Annotated in this window: 15 protein-coding genes; all 15 read right to left on the bottom strand. The window is 39.0% G+C overall.

What is annotated here, in order from left to right; genetic code table 11:
• Nucleotides 1–356: 356 nt before the first annotated feature.
• Nucleotides 357–1,439 carry a PTS fructose transporter subunit IIC gene (locus tag FLK20_RS06885; RefSeq protein WP_227994879.1) on the bottom strand — a complete coding sequence of 361 codons (1,083 nt, stop codon included), beginning with the start codon at nucleotides 1,437–1,439 and terminating at the stop codon, nucleotides 357–359.
• A gap of 8 nt (nucleotides 1,440–1,447) precedes the next feature.
• Nucleotides 1,448–1,768: a PTS fructose transporter subunit IIB gene (locus FLK20_RS06880; RefSeq protein WP_152655800.1), complete on the bottom strand. Its 321-nt coding sequence runs from the start codon at nucleotides 1,766–1,768 to the stop codon at nucleotides 1,448–1,450.
• A 53-nt stretch (nucleotides 1,769–1,821) separates the two neighbouring features.
• Nucleotides 1,822–2,292, bottom strand: a complete 471-nt coding sequence (locus FLK20_RS06875) for a PTS sugar transporter subunit IIA (protein WP_227994877.1) — start codon at nucleotides 2,290–2,292, stop codon at nucleotides 1,822–1,824.
• 54 nt (nucleotides 2,293–2,346) lie between these two features.
• A complete protein-coding gene (locus FLK20_RS06870) occupies nucleotides 2,347–3,225 on the bottom strand; it encodes a ketose-bisphosphate aldolase (protein WP_152655799.1) in 879 nt (292 codons plus the stop codon).
• A 19-nt stretch (nucleotides 3,226–3,244) separates the two neighbouring features.
• On the bottom strand, nucleotides 3,245–5,104 hold the full coding sequence (locus FLK20_RS06865; protein WP_152655798.1) for a BglG family transcription antiterminator: 1,860 nt from the start codon (nucleotides 5,102–5,104) through the stop codon (nucleotides 3,245–3,247).
• Nucleotides 5,105–5,568: 464 nt separating this feature from the next.
• A complete protein-coding gene (locus tag FLK20_RS06860; RefSeq protein ID WP_152655797.1) occupies nucleotides 5,569–6,372 on the bottom strand; it encodes an inositol monophosphatase family protein in 804 nt (267 codons plus the stop codon).
• 56 nt (nucleotides 6,373–6,428) lie between these two features.
• Entirely contained in the window at nucleotides 6,429–7,232 is an 804-nt protein-coding gene (locus FLK20_RS06855; protein WP_194165556.1) for a Cof-type HAD-IIB family hydrolase, read from the bottom strand.
• 180 nt (nucleotides 7,233–7,412) lie between these two features.
• A complete protein-coding gene (locus FLK20_RS06850) occupies nucleotides 7,413–8,228 on the bottom strand; it encodes a histidinol-phosphatase (RefSeq protein WP_152655795.1) in 816 nt (271 codons plus the stop codon).
• Nucleotides 8,229–8,243: 15 nt separating this feature from the next.
• Nucleotides 8,244–9,245, bottom strand: a complete 1,002-nt coding sequence (locus FLK20_RS06845; RefSeq protein ID WP_152655794.1) for an extracellular solute-binding protein — start codon at nucleotides 9,243–9,245, stop codon at nucleotides 8,244–8,246.
• 27 nt (nucleotides 9,246–9,272) lie between these two features.
• A complete protein-coding gene (locus tag FLK20_RS06840; protein WP_152655793.1) occupies nucleotides 9,273–10,352 on the bottom strand; it encodes an ABC transporter ATP-binding protein in 1,080 nt (359 codons plus the stop codon).
• 33 nt (nucleotides 10,353–10,385) lie between these two features.
• Nucleotides 10,386–12,089, bottom strand: a complete 1,704-nt coding sequence (locus FLK20_RS06835; protein ID WP_152655792.1) for an ABC transporter permease — start codon at nucleotides 12,087–12,089, stop codon at nucleotides 10,386–10,388.
• 71 nt (nucleotides 12,090–12,160) lie between these two features.
• Nucleotides 12,161–13,207, bottom strand: a complete 1,047-nt coding sequence (locus FLK20_RS06830; RefSeq protein WP_152655791.1) for an ABC transporter substrate-binding protein — start codon at nucleotides 13,205–13,207, stop codon at nucleotides 12,161–12,163.
• Between the two features lie 321 nt (nucleotides 13,208–13,528).
• A complete protein-coding gene (locus FLK20_RS06825; RefSeq protein WP_227994876.1) occupies nucleotides 13,529–14,575 on the bottom strand; it encodes an ABC transporter substrate-binding protein in 1,047 nt (348 codons plus the stop codon).
• Between the two features lie 303 nt (nucleotides 14,576–14,878).
• Nucleotides 14,879–15,916, bottom strand: coding sequence for an ABC transporter substrate-binding protein (locus tag FLK20_RS06820; protein ID WP_152655790.1), 1,038 nt, complete (start codon nucleotides 15,914–15,916; stop codon nucleotides 14,879–14,881).
• A 119-nt stretch (nucleotides 15,917–16,035) separates the two neighbouring features.
• Nucleotides 16,036–16,818 carry an HAD family hydrolase gene (locus FLK20_RS06815; protein WP_194165555.1) on the bottom strand — a complete coding sequence of 261 codons (783 nt, stop codon included), beginning with the start codon at nucleotides 16,816–16,818 and terminating at the stop codon, nucleotides 16,036–16,038.
• Between the last annotated feature and the right edge of the window lie 42 nt (nucleotides 16,819–16,860).

Genomic DNA, 16,860 nt, shown 5'->3' with positions numbered 1-16,860 from the left:
CTTGGTCTGCACTACTAATGTTAGTATGTTTGCTATGTTGGATAGCTTACTATAAGGTTGATCATTCTTGTTTCCGGTAATAACAGGATAAGGAATCAATTTTTGACACAATTAAATAAACCTCTCATTTTTTAAGCTGTCTTTAATGGCTGTTAATAGAGGTTTAAACAATCCGCTTGGATTTTCGTATGTTTTTTATTTTGGATTGCATTACCTTATTGATAGCCCTAGCCCTGTTTAGAATAATGCTTGAAATTCCTCTTGATTTACCAGTATATCAGCTCCAACTCTGTCGAACTACAGAATGTTAAAATAATACTGGTATCCTAAATAACGGATACCAGCACTATGTTATATTATAACCCTGTTTTAAAATCAATTCCCGAAAGATCCGCTTCTTCCTCTTCTTCTACTTTATTTTCTTCATGCTCTTTTACCGCCGGTTTCCATACAGATAAAGTAATACCCGTCACAATAATTCCAACTCCTAAACAAAGCAGGAAATACATTGGCTGAATCATCAACGGAACCACCAGTAATCCGCCGTGAGGAACGGTGCTTCCTACTCCGAGTGTCATGGATAACCCGCCGCCAACTGCTGATCCTAATGAGCAAGAAGCAACAACACGAATGATATCTCTTGCAGCAATAGGAATAACACCTTCTGTAATCATGCATATCCCCATCGGAACCGCCGCCTTCAGTGCTTCTTTTTCCGTTTTTGTGTACTTATAGCGTGTTAACAAAAAGGACAAGGCAATACCAAACGGAGGTACCATGGAACCAATAAACTTAACCGCCTGTGGTCCATAAACACCATCAACCAGCAGCCCATCTGCAAAGAGAGACATTGTTTTGTTTACAGGACCTCCAAAGTCAAAACTTGCCATAGCTCCGAGGATCGAACCCATAATAAAATTAGAGCCGCCCTCCATATTCTCAAGCATGGTTAATAAAGTTCCCTGCAAAGCAGATATAGGCTGTCCAATGATGGTAATCATCAGAAGCCCGCTGATAACGGTTGCAATTACCGGAATAATCATTACCGGCATCAGCCCCAGCATGCTTTTTGGCACTTTGATATATTTTTTTACCAGAAGAACAACATATCCCACCAGGAATCCGCCGATAATGCCGCCGATAAAACCGCTTTCGATCTCATTCGCGATAAAACCGATAACAAACCCCGGTGCGAGCCCGGGTCTATCCGAAATAGACATAGCAATGGCTGCTGAAATCAGTGGAACCACCAGCGACATACCCCAACCGCCGATTTGATTTAAATAAAAAGGAATGGTTCCTTCTTTCTCTGCAACATCAATGCCTCCAAATATTTGCCCTAATGCAATACATATCCCCGCCGCAACGATAAGCGGAATCATATAAGATATTCCGGTAAGCAAGTGTTTCTTAATTACAAAACCAACCTTTTTCACCAGTTACCCTCCTATTCACTTGCAGCATTTAATTCCGCTTCTATTTTTTTCACAAGCGCTTTGGGCGATTTCATAGCAATATGCGTAGGGATCTGAATTACTTTTTTATCTTTAAATCTTTCCCTCCCTGATATGCTGATATCGGCCGCTATAATTACAACATCTGCATCTGTAATTTCTTTTGCTGTTAATTCATCTTCAGTCCCAATTGTTCCCTGCGTTTCAATTTTCACGATATGTCCAGCTTCCTGTGCAGCTTTCACCAGCTTTTCTTTTGCTAAATAAGTGTGTGCTATTCCTGCCGTACAAGCTGCTACTCCCACAATTTTCATACATATGCCTCCTTGGAAATAAACCACTTTTTATTGACTGCCTAAAACTTTTTCTACTTTTCTTCTTGCAAGGCTCGAATAATCTCCTCTACACTGCCTGCATTTTTCACCTGATGACAAACTTCCTCATCTGCCAGTGCCCCGGCAATTTTAGCTAAAAGCTTTAAGTGAAAATTATTTTTATCACTTTCTTTTACCGCGAACAAGATAATTGTCTGAACAGGCTCTTCATCCAACGTTTCCCATTCCAAACCGTTCTTTGATCTTCCAATAGCTATAGACGTTTTTTGGACTCCCGCTGATTTTCCATGAGGAATAGCGATGCCGTTACCAATCCCTGTTAATCCTTGTGCTTCACGCTCATAAACATCCTCTAAAAAAGTTGCCTTCGATTCAATCACTCCATTGAAAACCAACAAATCTGTCAGCCTTTCAATCGCTTCATGCTTTGACTGCACATCCATTTCTAAGTCGATCGCTGTTTCATCAAGCAGCTCAGACAGCTTCACTTCCAATTCTTCCATTGCACATAGCTCCTTTATAATTCGTTAGAATAAAATAAAAAAGAATTTTTTATACTATTTTGTTCCTAAATTGTAAAGAGACGCCTTGTCAGAGGAACCGAATAAATCCATTTTATTTCTCAATACTTCCTTCGCCGCCTCATTTGCTTCCGGGAACAGAATATCCGGTTCAAAATCATCTGGTTTTTCGGCTAGGGTTGCACGCAGTTGATTGAAAAATGCCCGTTTCATATCACTGGATAAATTAATTTTAGCAATTCCATACTTTGTCGAATTGCGGATATCCTCGTCCGGATTATCAGAACCTCCGTGCAGAACAAGCGGAATATCCAATTTATTATTAATTTTTTCCAAGCGATCCAATTGAATCTCCGGCTTTAAATTTTTCGGATAAAAGCCATGGGAAGTTCCAATAGCAACAGCCAATGTATCGCAATTGGTACGTTCTACAAACTCTTGCGCCTGATCAGGATCTGTATATAAAATTTGAGCGGCTCCACCTTCTGAGCTTCCTTCATTTTCGCCGATAGTTCCTAATTCAGCCTCTACGGAAACACCTACCGCATGAGCAACCTCTACTGCTTTTTTCGTCAGTGTAATGTTTTCTTCAAATGGTAAATGAGATCCATCAATCATTACCGAGGTGTAGCCATTACGAATTGCCCGCAAGGTTCCTTCTATCGTTCCGCAATGATCTTGATGGATGACAACGGGGACTTTTGCTTTATGAGCTGCTTCTCTTGCATAGGCAACAAAGTCATCACCTACCAGATTAAGTTCATTGGGATGAATTTGAATAATCGCCGGTGAATTTTTTTCTTCAGCAGTTTCTATAATCGCTCTTAACAACTCACTGTTGGAAACATTATAAGAACCCACTGCAAATTTATTTTTATACGCCACGTCCAGAATCTCTTTCATTGTCATTAACATATTTATTCCTCCAATATAATTATTGTAAGTTTTCCATAAACGCTTTATATGAATTTGTAGTTAATAGATTTTCAATTGTTGATTTATTTTTCATCAATTGATAGATTTCCCGATAAATATATTCATACCTCAACTTATCTCTTTCACTTAAAATGAGTAAAAACACTAAACGAACAGAGCGTTCTCCCCAAGTCATTCTTTGCTGATTTACTCCAATATAAATGTAAGATTCTTCTTCATTCGTTGAAAAAAGTGGATGCGGTATTGCAATTTCATTACCAATATCCGTAGAGGATAGATTTTCCCGGTCCAGTATGCCATTGAAATAATGCTGCAGATGAAAATAATCAACCATCTTCTCCAAAAAAGCCTCTTTTGTTGACTCATTTAGATAAATTAATTTTTCCTCACTCACGCGATCTTTTAAGATACCAAAAGTGATATTTTGCTTGATCGTTGCCAAGTCATCTACCTGCAGGAATTCATTAACTACAATTACTTTTTTATCGATGTTTTTAATCGGTAACTGTGAAATAACCAATGATACATTCTCAGGCAGTTGTTGCCGTTCATTGATAGAGTACATGCCAACCACTTCAATCTGTCTAAAGTTTTTTTCAATCTTCTGCTTACTAAGTGTGGCCAGCACATGATTTTCTTTGAAAATAACCGCTGCCTTGATTTTTAAATCATTCATCCTTTCTATCGCAGCTTCAATATGAAGTGCAATGTATCCCACCTCATTCTCAGGAATATGGATAGAAACCCGGCTGCTTATTAGCTTTGAAAAAACCACTGCCATTTGATAGGCTTGAATATACTCTGATTTGATAAAGGATAAAAATGGGTTGTTTATTAAAATCCGATATGCCAGCGGATAGATCATTCTTTTTATATGAGCCTGCAAACCATTAACCAGCTGATGATCCTCCAAAAAATCATATCCATACTTTTCACCTAAGATAGATAATGACTCATTAATTTGTAAGTCAATATTTTTAAATAGATAACCATCCTTTACCCCTTTAGAATCAGGGAATACCTTCCAGCCTATTAATTGAACCGCCAGAAATGAAGATTCTCTTAGGAGTAATTCTCCATTTTTAAGACCTTCCTTTTTCAAAATAGCCTGGGCTACCAATTTTTCTCTCAATGGTTTGCCGTATTGACACAGGTCTACGTCAAGTTTAGAAACAGCTGTTTGATTTAAGCGATATGTTTGTATCAAAACCGCCACAACCAGCATAGACTTAACATGCATATTTAAGGAAATGCCATACTGCTCCAGCGATTCGTCTAAACGAGCCATGGTATCGTCAATTTGTCTTCCATCAAACCACCATTTGGTAAAAAGCTCTTTTAATTCATGCCGCAATTCCTCTATTGTCGCAAAATCTCTTTTTACAAAATGAGCTAATAACAGGCGTTTATCTATTTCTTCTCCATTCATACGTATGCCTGAAAACGTCTCTGTTTCAAAAGTAATCTCAAATTGCTGATTGGCAACCAACTCGGTGATTCGATTCAAATCAGAATTAACAGTCTGTGCAGAAACATGTAAAAAATCAGCTATTTCCTGGTAAGACTTCCAAGAATCCGCTTCCATTAGTGATTGAACAATATAAAAAGCACGCTGATTAAATTCGAGATAATCCTGTTTCTTAAAAACCTCCATTCTCCCAACCAACTTATAGCCGAGTCGGTTATTTGAACAGATTTCCGCATCTGCAAGATACTGTTTATTTAAATAACGGATATCGCTTCTGATTGTTCTCGTGCTCACTCCGAGCTTCTCACTCAGTACATCACCACTTACGTATTTCCCCTCCTGTTCATACATTTTTAATAACTGGAGTAAACGGGCATGACGCTCTTTCACTTAGTTCGCCTCCTAAATTCATTATAAGTACACCTTATTTTTCACCGCTATACTGAATCGTTTCCTGACTATTAAGGAAGCGCTTTCAAACAACATGAATGGACGCTTTGCCAGCCGAAATAACAATTCAGCAGTATCGGTAAAGGTTACAATACTTTATTTTGAACTATATAGAAATAAATTGAGAAACAATTCAGGAGCAGAATGGAGATTGCCAGCATTTCTGCATTGCTCACAAAACGCAGAAGGTTATCCGTATTCCTTTTAATTGGCGTGCCTTTGTTAATGGACTTTGGGAATACTCTCCGGAAATAAAAAAGAACATTCCTAGGAATCAGCTTCCTAAGAATGCTCTTTAATTTACTCCAAATGTCATTATGTTTCATTTTAAAGCTTTTCAATACAGCAATTGCTTTCATATTTTTTTACGAATGATTTTATCGGAATCAGCGAAAATACTTTCATCAAAAACCATGTACAGAAGCAAAGGTCTCCTTCCATTCCTTATCAATCCTTCCGTTCGTGCAGGTGAAATGAGGAAAGTCAAATTGAACTTCATGACCATCCAATTGATAGACACTCCCTCCTGCTTCCTCGACAATCAATCTGCCGGCAGCAATATCCCAAATATTTACTCCCCATTCCCAGAATGCATCCAGACGTCCGGAAGCAACATAAGCACAATGTAAGGCTGCTGAGCCGAAAGTACGGACATTCCGAGTCAACGGAGCAATTTTCACATATCCTTCTAAGACATGATTACGGTCACTTTCATATTTAGCAGGGATTCCTGTTGAAACGAGGCTCTCCGCTAAAGAACCCTGTTCACTTACACGTATTGCTTTCCCATTCAAGGCTGCACCTTTTCCTCGTTCAGCAATAAATAATTCTTTTGCGACAGGGTCATAAATAATACCATAAACTGCTTCTCCCTTACAGTACAAGGCTACGGAAATCGTATATCCTGGCAGCCCATGTACATAATTGGTTGTTCCATCAATCGGATCTATTATCCATAGATTGGGATGAGTTGCTAACATTTCGAGCATTTTATCATGTCCAATGTCTTCTACCGTTTCTTCTCCAATAACAGTATGTTTAGGAAAGTTCCCTTTTATTTCTTCTGTAATAAATTTTTCCGTTTTCTTATCCATTTCCGTAACCAAATCTACATCACTGCCCTTTGTTTCAACAGTAAATGTTGAATTCACCTTCTCTACCAGATTTCTTCCCGCTTCTATCACAGCTTCATGTATCTTCTCATACATTACATCACCTTCTCTTTAGAATTGGAGTTTTAATAAACAATCTGCTTTTATCACTTTCAAGAAACAGAATGACTTATCTCTCCGATAATGCTTTGAATAGCATGATGCTCATGATGAACGGTTTCCCGAAAGTTTTGCTGCTTCAATAATGTAATGGCATTTTCAACCACATAAGCTGTATCCGCTATTTGTAACATGCTCAAATCATTTTCATGGTCTCCAACACAGGTGATATGTAAATCTGATCGATTGATATATTTCAGCAGCTCTTTAACAGCATTTCCTTTCGATACATTTTTCGGAAGAATTTCCAGATAGATTTTATCTGAATAGACCGTATCACATGGGACACCACTGCATTGAACCAGTTTTTCACAGTGTTTCAATGCAGCAGGGTCATCCGATATAACAAGAACTTTTGTCACAGCGCTTGTATCAAAATCAGCATCTATTTCTTTTACCTCCACCTTATCTTTTTTCTCATGCTCCTTAATGAATTCATTATAATCTGGAACATAGGCTTGTTCATTTTGGTAGTAATTAATACCAATAGCATGGCTGTCACTAAATGCTTGCAACCGCTTAAACAAAGAGGTAAAATGACTAATCTTCTGCTCAAATAGACGCTTTTGATTCTGATAATCGTATATAACAGCTCCATTATACAGGATGACCGGAAGCGTGATTCCCAATTCCTCCACATAAGGATAGACAGATTTTTCAATTCGTCCTGTTGCAATAGTAAACAACCCGCCATTTTTTATAAACTGCTGGATGGATTTTTTGTTCTCCATACTTATTTCCTGTTTTCCATTAAGTAAAGTACCGTCTAAATCAGAGATTAATAGATGTTTTTTCATTCCATCACGCCCCTTTTTAATACTCGTTCTTAAATCCATTCAGCTTGTAGCATTTTAATAAATGGAATATGAAGTCTTTTGCTTGTATAGCTATTTCTTACATGAATACCAATCTAATATGAGAAAAATTCGCATTCGCTATGGATCGACGAATACTTTATTTTCCCCATACGCTGTACATTATAATGGCACAGCATGCCTTTTCTTTTCTACAAAATAAACCATTTCCTTAAAGCCGATCTGCCTTAATGTCTCTTGGACTTCCAGGTAATCATCAGCTACTCTTGAAGGCACATGGGAATCTGACCCGAAAGATATATCCACACCATAATGATAGGCTCGTTCTAATATTTCATGGGAAGGGTACCATCCTCCACAGTCCTTATTCTTACCAGATGTATTCACTTCCATCGCTACACCTTCTTCGGCAATTACTCGTAGCGTTTCTTCTACCACGGATGTTTCAACATCATGAAAATCCAGCAAATATCCTTTCATCGCATCAATATGCCCCAACACTTGAAACATACCACTTCTGGCAGATTGCTGAATCAAATGGTAATAGGATTCTTTTTCCTTCAGGCGCTCCTGCTCTGACAGCCGATTCCACCTGCCTTTAAGAAAAATACTTTTTTCATGAACATGATGAACAGAGCCAATGATATAATCAAATGGGTATTTCTTACATATGTTACTGTACATGGATGCGTATTCAGGAAAATAATCGCTCTCCATCCCAAGCAGCACATGAATTTTATTCTTGTACTTTTCCTTGAGCTTTAATACTTCATTCACATAATCATCCAGCTCGCTCTTCGCCATTGCAATTCCCGGATGTGGCTGATCTTCCTCCAAATAAAAGTACGGAGAATGATCTGAAATGCCAATATAATGCAATTTGCGCTCTATTGCCGCCTGAATGTAATCCTCTATCTTGCCTTCAGCATGCCCGCACCTGTCATGATGTGTATGTAAATCAAAAATAGTAGCTGTCACAGCGCATCCTCTCCTTTACTCTCTATATTTTATGACCTCTTTAAAATTGGAAATAATATCTGATCGGTTCTCTACGGCTTTTTTCTCATCGACAGGCATAATTAATAGCTCATCCAGCGAAACGGACTGTACCGGATTCACCGCATTTACATTCGTCAGCATATGATAACTCCCTATTCTTTGACCTATTTCCTGCGCTTCCTTTGTTAAAGACCAATCAATAAATTGCTGAGCAGCTTCCTCATTTTGAACAGTTGCCGTCATAGCAATTGCCCCGACTTCATACGTTGTCGGCTCTGTCGGATAAATAATGTTTAGCTCATTAAACCCTTCATTCTTCAAACGCATGGCATCGTGAGCAAACATAATGGTCGCAGCACTTTCTTTATAGCCGATAAATCTTCCCGTCGAATCCTCCGCCAATGTATACTCGGTCACATTTTGATTAATATTTTGCAGTACACTCCTTGTCCGCAATTCACCATATAATTCATTAAAAAGAGCAATTGTAAGATACCCTGCTTCTGTGGACTCCGGACTTGGCAATGTCAGCCAGTTTTTATATTCCACCCGTTGCAGGTCACTCCACCTCCCGGGATTACTGACTCCCTGCTCAAGATGCCACTGGCGATTAATCACAATAGCGAGAACACCGACACTAATTCCTGTCCAATAGCCTTCTTCATCTTTATATTTTTCATCAATTTCCTCTCTTTTTTCCGATATATATGGCAGCAGAAGCTCCTGCTGCTTTGCATCCTCCATTAAAATGGACGACCCGCCGTACCAAATATCAAATGCTTCCTCTCTATCTTCCAACGATTGAAGGATTTCATGATTACTTTTTCTTTGGAAGGAAATACGAATACCTGTATCCCGTTCAAACTGTTCTGCAATTCGAATCATATAAGCCGTATCCATTCCGGTATAGACTAATAATTCTTCTTTTTGACCAGCTTTGCCGCAACCAGAAAAAAGGAGAAGAGCTGCACACAATAAGATAATTATTTTCCGCATATATTCTCCTCCTTTTCTTATTAAACATTATGCTGGTACAACATGCAATGAACGTTGTGAGAACGTCAGGTGAACATCATCTCCGTCATAGTACACTTCTTTTCCGCCTGGATCTGCCACAACAGCATGCAGATGGATACCATTGAAATCAAGCTCGTATTCCTGTATTTGCCCCATAAACACACTTTTCACAACCTTAGCAGGCTCTGTTCCTTCCTTACTGAGATTAATTGCTTCCGGGCGGACAACAACGGAGACAGACTGTCCTTCATCGAATTTGTCTGCATCTTCCTGTTGCACTTCTATTGTCGTTTGTGTTGTTTTTACAAACAGACGGTCCGATTCTTTTTTATCTACTACACCGTCCAAGAAGTTTGCTGTGCCGATAAAGTCGGAAACGAATTTGGTTTTCGGCTTTTGATAGACTTCCATTGGCGGTCCGGCCTGCTCAATACGACCTTCATTCATCACAACAATCCGGTCACTTAAACTCATCGCTTCACTTTGATCATGGGTGACATAAATTGCAGTAATACCCAATTCCTTCTGAATACGGCGAATTTCATCACGCATGGTAATCCGGAGCTTCGCATCTAAATTTGACAATGGTTCATCAAAAAGTAATACTCCCGGCTCCATTACCAATGCCCGGGCAAGGGCAACACGCTGCTGCTGTCCGCCAGATAATTGGTTTGGCATTCTATTTTTGTTGACATGCAGGTTCATAATATCCATGATTGGTGTTACACGCTTTTCAATGTCACTTTTACTTAATTTTTTCAATTTGAGTCCATAGCAAATATTATCATATACTGACATATGCGGAAATAATGCATATGATTGGAATACCATCGTACAATCTCTTTTATTTGCAGGTATGTTCTGGACATTATCTTCCCCAAACATAATCGCACCATTCGATAATTCTTCAAATCCGGCAATCATACGCAATGTCGTTGTCTTCCCGCAACCGGAAGGACCCAATAGTGTGGCAAATTCTCCTTTTTCAATATGCAGGCTGACATCATTCACAGCTGTCATTGTCTTTCCTTCATCATCAGTAAATTGTTTTGTTACATTCTCGAGTTTTACGGATTTTGCTGACATGTATTTATCCCTCCAAGTATTTAAGCATCCTCTTTAAGTCGTTACAGAATCTTTTGAAGCAATTTCTGCACCAGTTTGTTTATCTTTTCCTAATTTCCACTTACCTGTAAATAAAGCGGTTAAACCATTTAAAATTAACATGGCAATAATCATTAAAATAATCAGTAATGTACAGTACGCACTCGCAACACCGATTCTTCCCGACTCCACCTGTGCCAGGATAGAAGCAGTAATCAGATTATATCTGGCTGAAACAAGGAATATTACAGCACTCATTGCTGTCATACTTTTTACGAAGGTGTATACCAGCGAACTGAAAAATGCCGGTCGAATCAACGGTAATACAATAGAAAAGAAAGTTTTAGAACCGCTCGCTCCCAAGTTTGTTGCCGCTTCTTCAATCGAAGGATCTATCTGCTGCAGAGATGTAATTCCGGATCTGATCCCCACCGGCATCGCACGAACAATGAATGCAGCGATAATAATTAATGCTGTTCCTGTAATTGCCAGCGGTGCCTGGTTAAATGCCAAGATGTATGAGATACCAATTACCGTTCCCGGAATAGCAATCGAAAGCATGCTGATGCCTTCCATTAATTTCTTTCCTGCAAATCTTTTGCGGACAATTAAAAAAGCAAGAATCATGGCGAATAATCCACCAATTGGCGTGGCAATAATGGATAGCTGTAACGTATCTAATACTGCTTTTTGTCCGATCGAGAATACATAGCTGTAATGGTCTAAGGTAAAGCTGTAATTCACACCCCATAGTTGAATAAACGAACCAATTGGAACTAAGATATAAAATAAGATAACGGTTGCTGATAAACCGTAGCAAATCCCGATCATGATTCTGCGGAATACACCTGTGGAAACCATTTTCCGTGCTGAGGTTGGTTTTCCTGTCACGGTAACGTAGCTCTTTTTACCAACCCAGAATTTTTGAACAGCATAAAGGATAACTGTTACTGTCAGCAGAACCATGGCCAAAGCAGCTCCAGCTTGCATATTATAGCTTCCGACTGCCTGCATATAAATTTCTCTTGCAACCGTGTTATAATCTCCACCGATGGTCATCGGGTTACCAAAATCAGCCATGGACTGAATAAATACAAGTAAAAAGGCATTCCCTATCCCTGGTACAGATAATGGTAATGTCACTTTTTTAAATGTCTGCCATTTAGTAGAACCAAGGTTATCACTTGCTTCTTCCAGTGCCGGGCTAATTGATCGTAATAAACCAGCTAATACAAGAAAAGCAACCGGGAAATACGTTAATGTCTGCACCAGAATCAGACCATGTAAACCATAAATATTCGCATTCTCGATCCCCAGCAGTGTTTCTGAGATAAAGCCGCCTCTTCCAAAAAGTAAGATTGCGGATAAAGCAATAACAAAAGGCGGGGAAATAACTGGTAAAATAGCAATTCCATTAAATAATTTTTTAAACGGTACATCGATATAAGCAAAGGTATAAGCAAAGAAATAAGCAATAGCTGTTGATAAAATGGAAACAATGATAGCTAAAACCAGTGAATTTGTTAAAGCACTCGTTAACTGCCCTCCAGCGAAAACCCTTTGATAACCTTGCCAATCAAACTCTCCATTAGAAAGAAAACTGGATAGAAAAATTTGAAACATTGGATAAGCAATAAAAATGATTAGTGTCAGCATAACCAATACGACTAATAGAAGAAGTAATGGCTGTTTAAATAAATTACGTATATTCTCCTTCATAGAAAGCTTTCACTCCTTTTATGTTGAAAAAGGGAGCTGACAAGGCTCCCAATTCTCAACGTTTTCTGTCTCTAGTTATTTACTTCATTATCCCAGCGGTCCAGAATTTCCTGACGGCGTTCTCCAGCTTCTTTCGGATCCGAATCCAGCAGATTAATAGCATCTAAGTCCGGCGCTCCTTCAGGTGGAGTAGCGTCTGGATGGGTAAGGCTCTGGAAGTTATCTGTTTCTTGACCAACTTCTTGTGCTTCAGGTCCTGCTGCCCAATCGATAAACTCTTGCGCCAGCTCTTCATTTGGAGCTCCTTCTATAATGGCAACTGCACCAATTTCAAATCCGGTACCATCCTCCGGGAAAGAAAGAACAATATCATCAAATCCTTCTTTTTGATATTTAACAATATCATGTGCAAACAGAATTCCTGCTCCTACTTCATTTAGACCAACCATTCTACCCGGCGCCGAACCGCTTGTTGTATATTGTTGCACTTGCGGGTGAAGTTCCTTGAGATATTCAAATCCTTCTTCATCGCCGCCTTTTGCACGAAGAATGGAATATAATGCTGTATAAGCGGTACCTGATGAACTCGGATGCGCCATAACTAACTGATTCTGATAAGCAGGATCTAACAAGTCATCCCAGCTTGTCGGCGCTTCCAAGCCATTATCATCCAGGAAGTTCTGATTGGTTGCAAAAGCAATCGCTCCTACATATACGCCTGTCCAATAATGATCTGAATCCCTATACTCATCCGGGATGTCTGCTGCTACTGGTGAGTCATAAGCATGTAACAAATCTTCCATTTTAGCAGCTTCAAATGTATCGGCAGGTCCGCCATACCAAATGTCTGCCTGCGGATTATCCTTTTCCGCACGTACCTTGGCCAGAATTTCTCCAGCTGACATCCGAACCATATCGACATTAATTCCTGTATCCTGCTGAAATTTATCGATCGCGGCAATAGCATGATCTTCCTGGAAGCCAACATAAACCGTTAATGTTCCGCTTGGCCGATCTCCAGTATCTGCTCCACCAGAGTCATCTGAATTATTTGATCCACATGCGGCAAGCAGAGAAACAACAAATAATATAAATATTAATTTTATAGATTTCTTCAATGTAATTATCCCCCTTCTTCTTATGTTTTCAGTTTATGTGTATACGCTTCCATATTCAACACCAAATGAATTCCTTTTGAAACGGTATAGAATTGGTGTGGAGAAATTACACGCATGATCCATATTTTATGTAATCTAATAAAGTGGAATAGTAATATATTAGTTAAAGAGAAATTCGAACTGCCTTCAAAAATTTTTCATAGAATTTGAAGGAGTTCGGATTTCTCTTTTTTGTTCATTTTTTCTTCTATAAATCAAGTGGGTTTTGAATCGGTTCTTTATTTATACCTCCATTTTTCATTATTTGTGCTATTTTATATTTTAATTATTCACTTCATTATCCCAGCGATCCAGAATTTCCTGACGGCGCTCCCCTGCCTCTTTCGGATCTGAATTTAATAAATTAATTTCATCTAAATTTGGAGCTTCTTCAGGTTGATTTGCATCGGGATGTACGGGACTTTGGAAATTATTTGTCTCTTGCCCTACTTCTTGTGCTCCTGGACCTGCCGCCCAATCAATAAACTCTTGTGCCAATGCTTCATTTGGAGCCCCTTCTATAATAGCGACTGCTCCAACTTCAAAACCGGTACCATCCTCTGGGAATGAGATAACAATATCGTCAAATCCTTCTTCTTGAAATTTAACAAGTTCGTGTGCAAATGTAATCCCTGCTCCTACCTCGTTTAGCCCAACCATTCTTCCTGGTGCTGAACCACTTGTTGTATATTGTTGAACTTGCGGGTGAAGTGCCTTTAAATATTCAAATCCTTCCTCATCTCCACCTTTTGCAAGAAGAACAGAATATAATGCTGTATAAGCTGTACCTGATGAATTTGGATGCGGCATAACTAATTCATTTTCGTAAACAGGATCTAACAGGTCATCCCAGCTTGATGGAGCTTCCAAATTATTCTCATCTAAGAAATTTTGATTCGTCGCAAAACCAATTGCTCCTTCATAAATACCTGTCCAATAATGCTCTGGATCTTTATACCCTTCTGGAATATCTGCTGCTACTGGTGAATCATATGCATGCAATAAGTCTTCCATTTTAGCTGCTTCAAATGTATCTGCTGGACCGCCATACCAAATATCTGCCTGCGGATTATCTCGTTCAGCACGTATCTTAGCTAATATTTCCCCAGCTGACATCCGAACCATATCCACATCAATTCCTGTATCCTCTTGGAACCTGTCAATTGCCGCAATCGCATGATCTTCCTGAAATCCAACATAGACCGTTAATGTTCCGCTTGGACTATCTCCTTCATCTGCCCCGTCTACTTCGTTTGAATCATTTGCTCCACATGCCGCAAGCAGAAAAACAACAAAAAGTATAAATAATAATTGCATAGATTTTTTCAAAGTGATTACCCTCCCCCTTTTTTATGTTTTCAGTTTATTTGTATGCGCTTACATTATCAACACCAAATAAATTCCTTTTAAAACGGCATAGAATTAGTAAGGTAATATAACGCATATTTTTATAATCTGATTTTGTATAATTGTTGACTAATTTTATTCGCTAAATGACTAGATGAAAAGAATGTATTCTAGGTTTTTGATTATAAATATTCAATGAAATCAACAAAAAAGCCGAATAAGTCCAAATTCTAAAATAAGAATGTTGAACCATTCGACTTTTCACATATAAAACGATGATTTGTCTTAATTATTCACTTCATCTTCCCAACGATCCAAAATTTCCTGACGGCGCTGCCCAGCCTCGATAGGATCAGAATCAATTAATTCAATCTCTTCCAAATCAGCTGCTTCCTCCGGCTCAACAGCATCTGGATGCGTTAGATTATTAAATGCATTTGCTTCCTGTCCAACCTCCTGTGCTTTTGCACTTACAGCCCAATCGATAAACTCTTTTGCCAGTTCCTCATTTGGGGCTCCGTTAATAATACCGACACCGCCAATTTCATATCCGGTTCCTTCTTCCGGAAAACTTAAGACGATGTTGTCAAAGCCTTCTTTTTGGAACTTAATAATATTATGCGAGAATAAAATTCCTGTTCCTACTTCATTCATACCTACCATTCGTCCAGGAGCAGATCCGCTTGTTGTGTACTGCTGGACCTGGTCATCGAGCTGTTTCAAATATTCAAAACCGGCATCATCACTGCCCTTTGCTCGAAGAATAGAATAAAGTGCCGTATACGCTGTTCCGGAAGAACCGGGGTGAGCAACTACCGCCATATCCTTATACGCCGGATCTAATAAATCATCCCAGCTCGCTGGTGCTTCCAGGTCATGCTCATCTAAAAAATCCTGGCTTGTGGCAAAGCCGATAAGCCCTAAATAAATCCCTGTCCAATAGCCTTCCTCATCCCGATATTCTTCAGGAATTGCTTCTGCCTCTGGAGATTGATAAGGCTGCAGTAAGTCCTCTTCTTTTGCAGCAACAAATGTATCCGCTGGACCGCCATACCAAATATCTGCCTGTGGATTTTGTTGCTCAGAACGAATTTTAGCTAATATCTCTCCGGTAGACATACGAACCATATCTACATTAATTCCCGTATCCTCCGTAAATTGATTAATTGCTGCAATCGCATGCTCTTCTTCCAGACCGACATAAATAGTTAATGTGCCATCATGTTCAGCCTCAGCTGTCTCTTCTGAATCATCAGAACCGCACGCAGCAAGGGTTAACCCTATAAATAATAAGAGTGGTATTACTTTCATTAAACTTTTCATACGATAACTTCCTTCCCTCTATTATTTGGTAAGCTTCTTCCATGCAACAAAAACAAACCCTTTTATTCGATTTGATAGGTCATTTTTATTTTTTGCCTTCTTTACTCGACAGAAAGGCTTTAATTAACAATACCAAGTCTTTTTAATCCATTAAAAATGCCATCATCCTGAACTGTGGTTGTTTGAAAATCCGCGTAAGGAACAAGCTCCGAATCTGCATTCCCCATAGCAACACCAGCTCCGACAAGTTGCAGCATCTCCTTATCATTCATTCCATCTCCAAAAGCAATCGCTTCTGAAGGGGTTAAGTGAAGGTATGCCAGCATTTTTTTAACTGCTTCTCCTTTATTGACAGACGTACGAATCAGATCATAGGATTGTGTCGTATGCTTGATATTAACCTTAGACAGGTGATAGCCGTCAATTGATTTAAAATCTTCTTTACTATCAAAAACATTAATCGCAGTTGCAGCTACAATCTGATCAGCAATTGCTTCTGTAAACAGCTTAAATTCCTTCATCTGAGAAACTTTACTAAAGTAAATAACATGCGGGTCTTCTAAAGAAGTAAAATAATTAGCTTCTGTTGTATAAAAAGCAAGCTCACTTTCCCCTTGACCGGAGATAGAAACCATCTGCTCAATATCCTGTTTCCGCATCGTTTCTTTAAAAATGGTTTCATTCTGATGTATAGCATAGGACCCCTGATAGGTAATGGATGAGAAAATTCCAAAGTCATTTGCCAAATTATTTATATCCATTAAAGGTCTGCCTGTACATAAAAATACTTCTATACCAGCTGCTTTAGCTTGCTCTATCGCTTCTTTTGTGGAAGCATCGTATGTGTGATCCGGTTTTATAATTGTTCCATCAATATCTAAAAAAATGGCACGATAGCTCATGTTTACCCCCTTTCCCATTACTGTCTCTTCTGAAGACAAATA

The organism is Oceanobacillus sp. CFH 90083 (assembly GCF_009389585.1).
Lineage (GTDB): Bacteria > Bacillota > Bacilli > Bacillales > Amphibacillaceae > Oceanobacillus.
This window is presented reverse-complemented; position numbering and strand designations above follow the sequence as displayed.

What these genes read in the sequence shown, in the direction of transcription:
- FLK20_RS06880 (WP_152655800.1), bottom strand. Translation starts at nt 1,768, where the DNA reads ATGAAAATTGTGGGAGTAGCAGCTTGTACGGCAGGAATAGCACACACT.
- FLK20_RS06875 (WP_227994877.1), bottom strand. Translation starts at nt 2,292, where the DNA reads ATGGAAGAATTGGAAGTGAAGCTGTCTGAGCTGCTTGATGAAACAGCG.
- FLK20_RS06870 (WP_152655799.1), bottom strand. Translation starts at nt 3,225, where the DNA reads ATGTTAATGACAATGAAAGAGATTCTGGACGTGGCGTATAAAAATAAA.
- FLK20_RS06860 (WP_152655797.1), bottom strand. Translation starts at nt 6,372, where the DNA reads ATGTATGAGAAGATACATGAAGCTGTGATAGAAGCGGGAAGAAATCTG.
- FLK20_RS06855 (WP_194165556.1), bottom strand. Translation starts at nt 7,232, where the DNA reads ATGAAAAAACATCTATTAATCTCTGATTTAGACGGTACTTTACTTAAT.
- FLK20_RS06845 (WP_152655794.1), bottom strand. Translation starts at nt 9,245, where the DNA reads ATGCGGAAAATAATTATCTTATTGTGTGCAGCTCTTCTCCTTTTTTCT.
- FLK20_RS06840 (WP_152655793.1), bottom strand. Translation starts at nt 10,352, where the DNA reads ATGTCAGCAAAATCCGTAAAACTCGAGAATGTAACAAAACAATTTACT.
- FLK20_RS06835 (WP_152655792.1), bottom strand. Translation starts at nt 12,089, where the DNA reads ATGAAGGAGAATATACGTAATTTATTTAAACAGCCATTACTTCTTCTA.
- FLK20_RS06820 (WP_152655790.1), bottom strand. Translation starts at nt 15,916, where the DNA reads ATGAAAAGTTTAATGAAAGTAATACCACTCTTATTATTTATAGGGTTA.
- FLK20_RS06815 (WP_194165555.1), bottom strand. Translation starts at nt 16,818, where the DNA reads ATGAGCTATCGTGCCATTTTTTTAGATATTGATGGAACAATTATAAAA.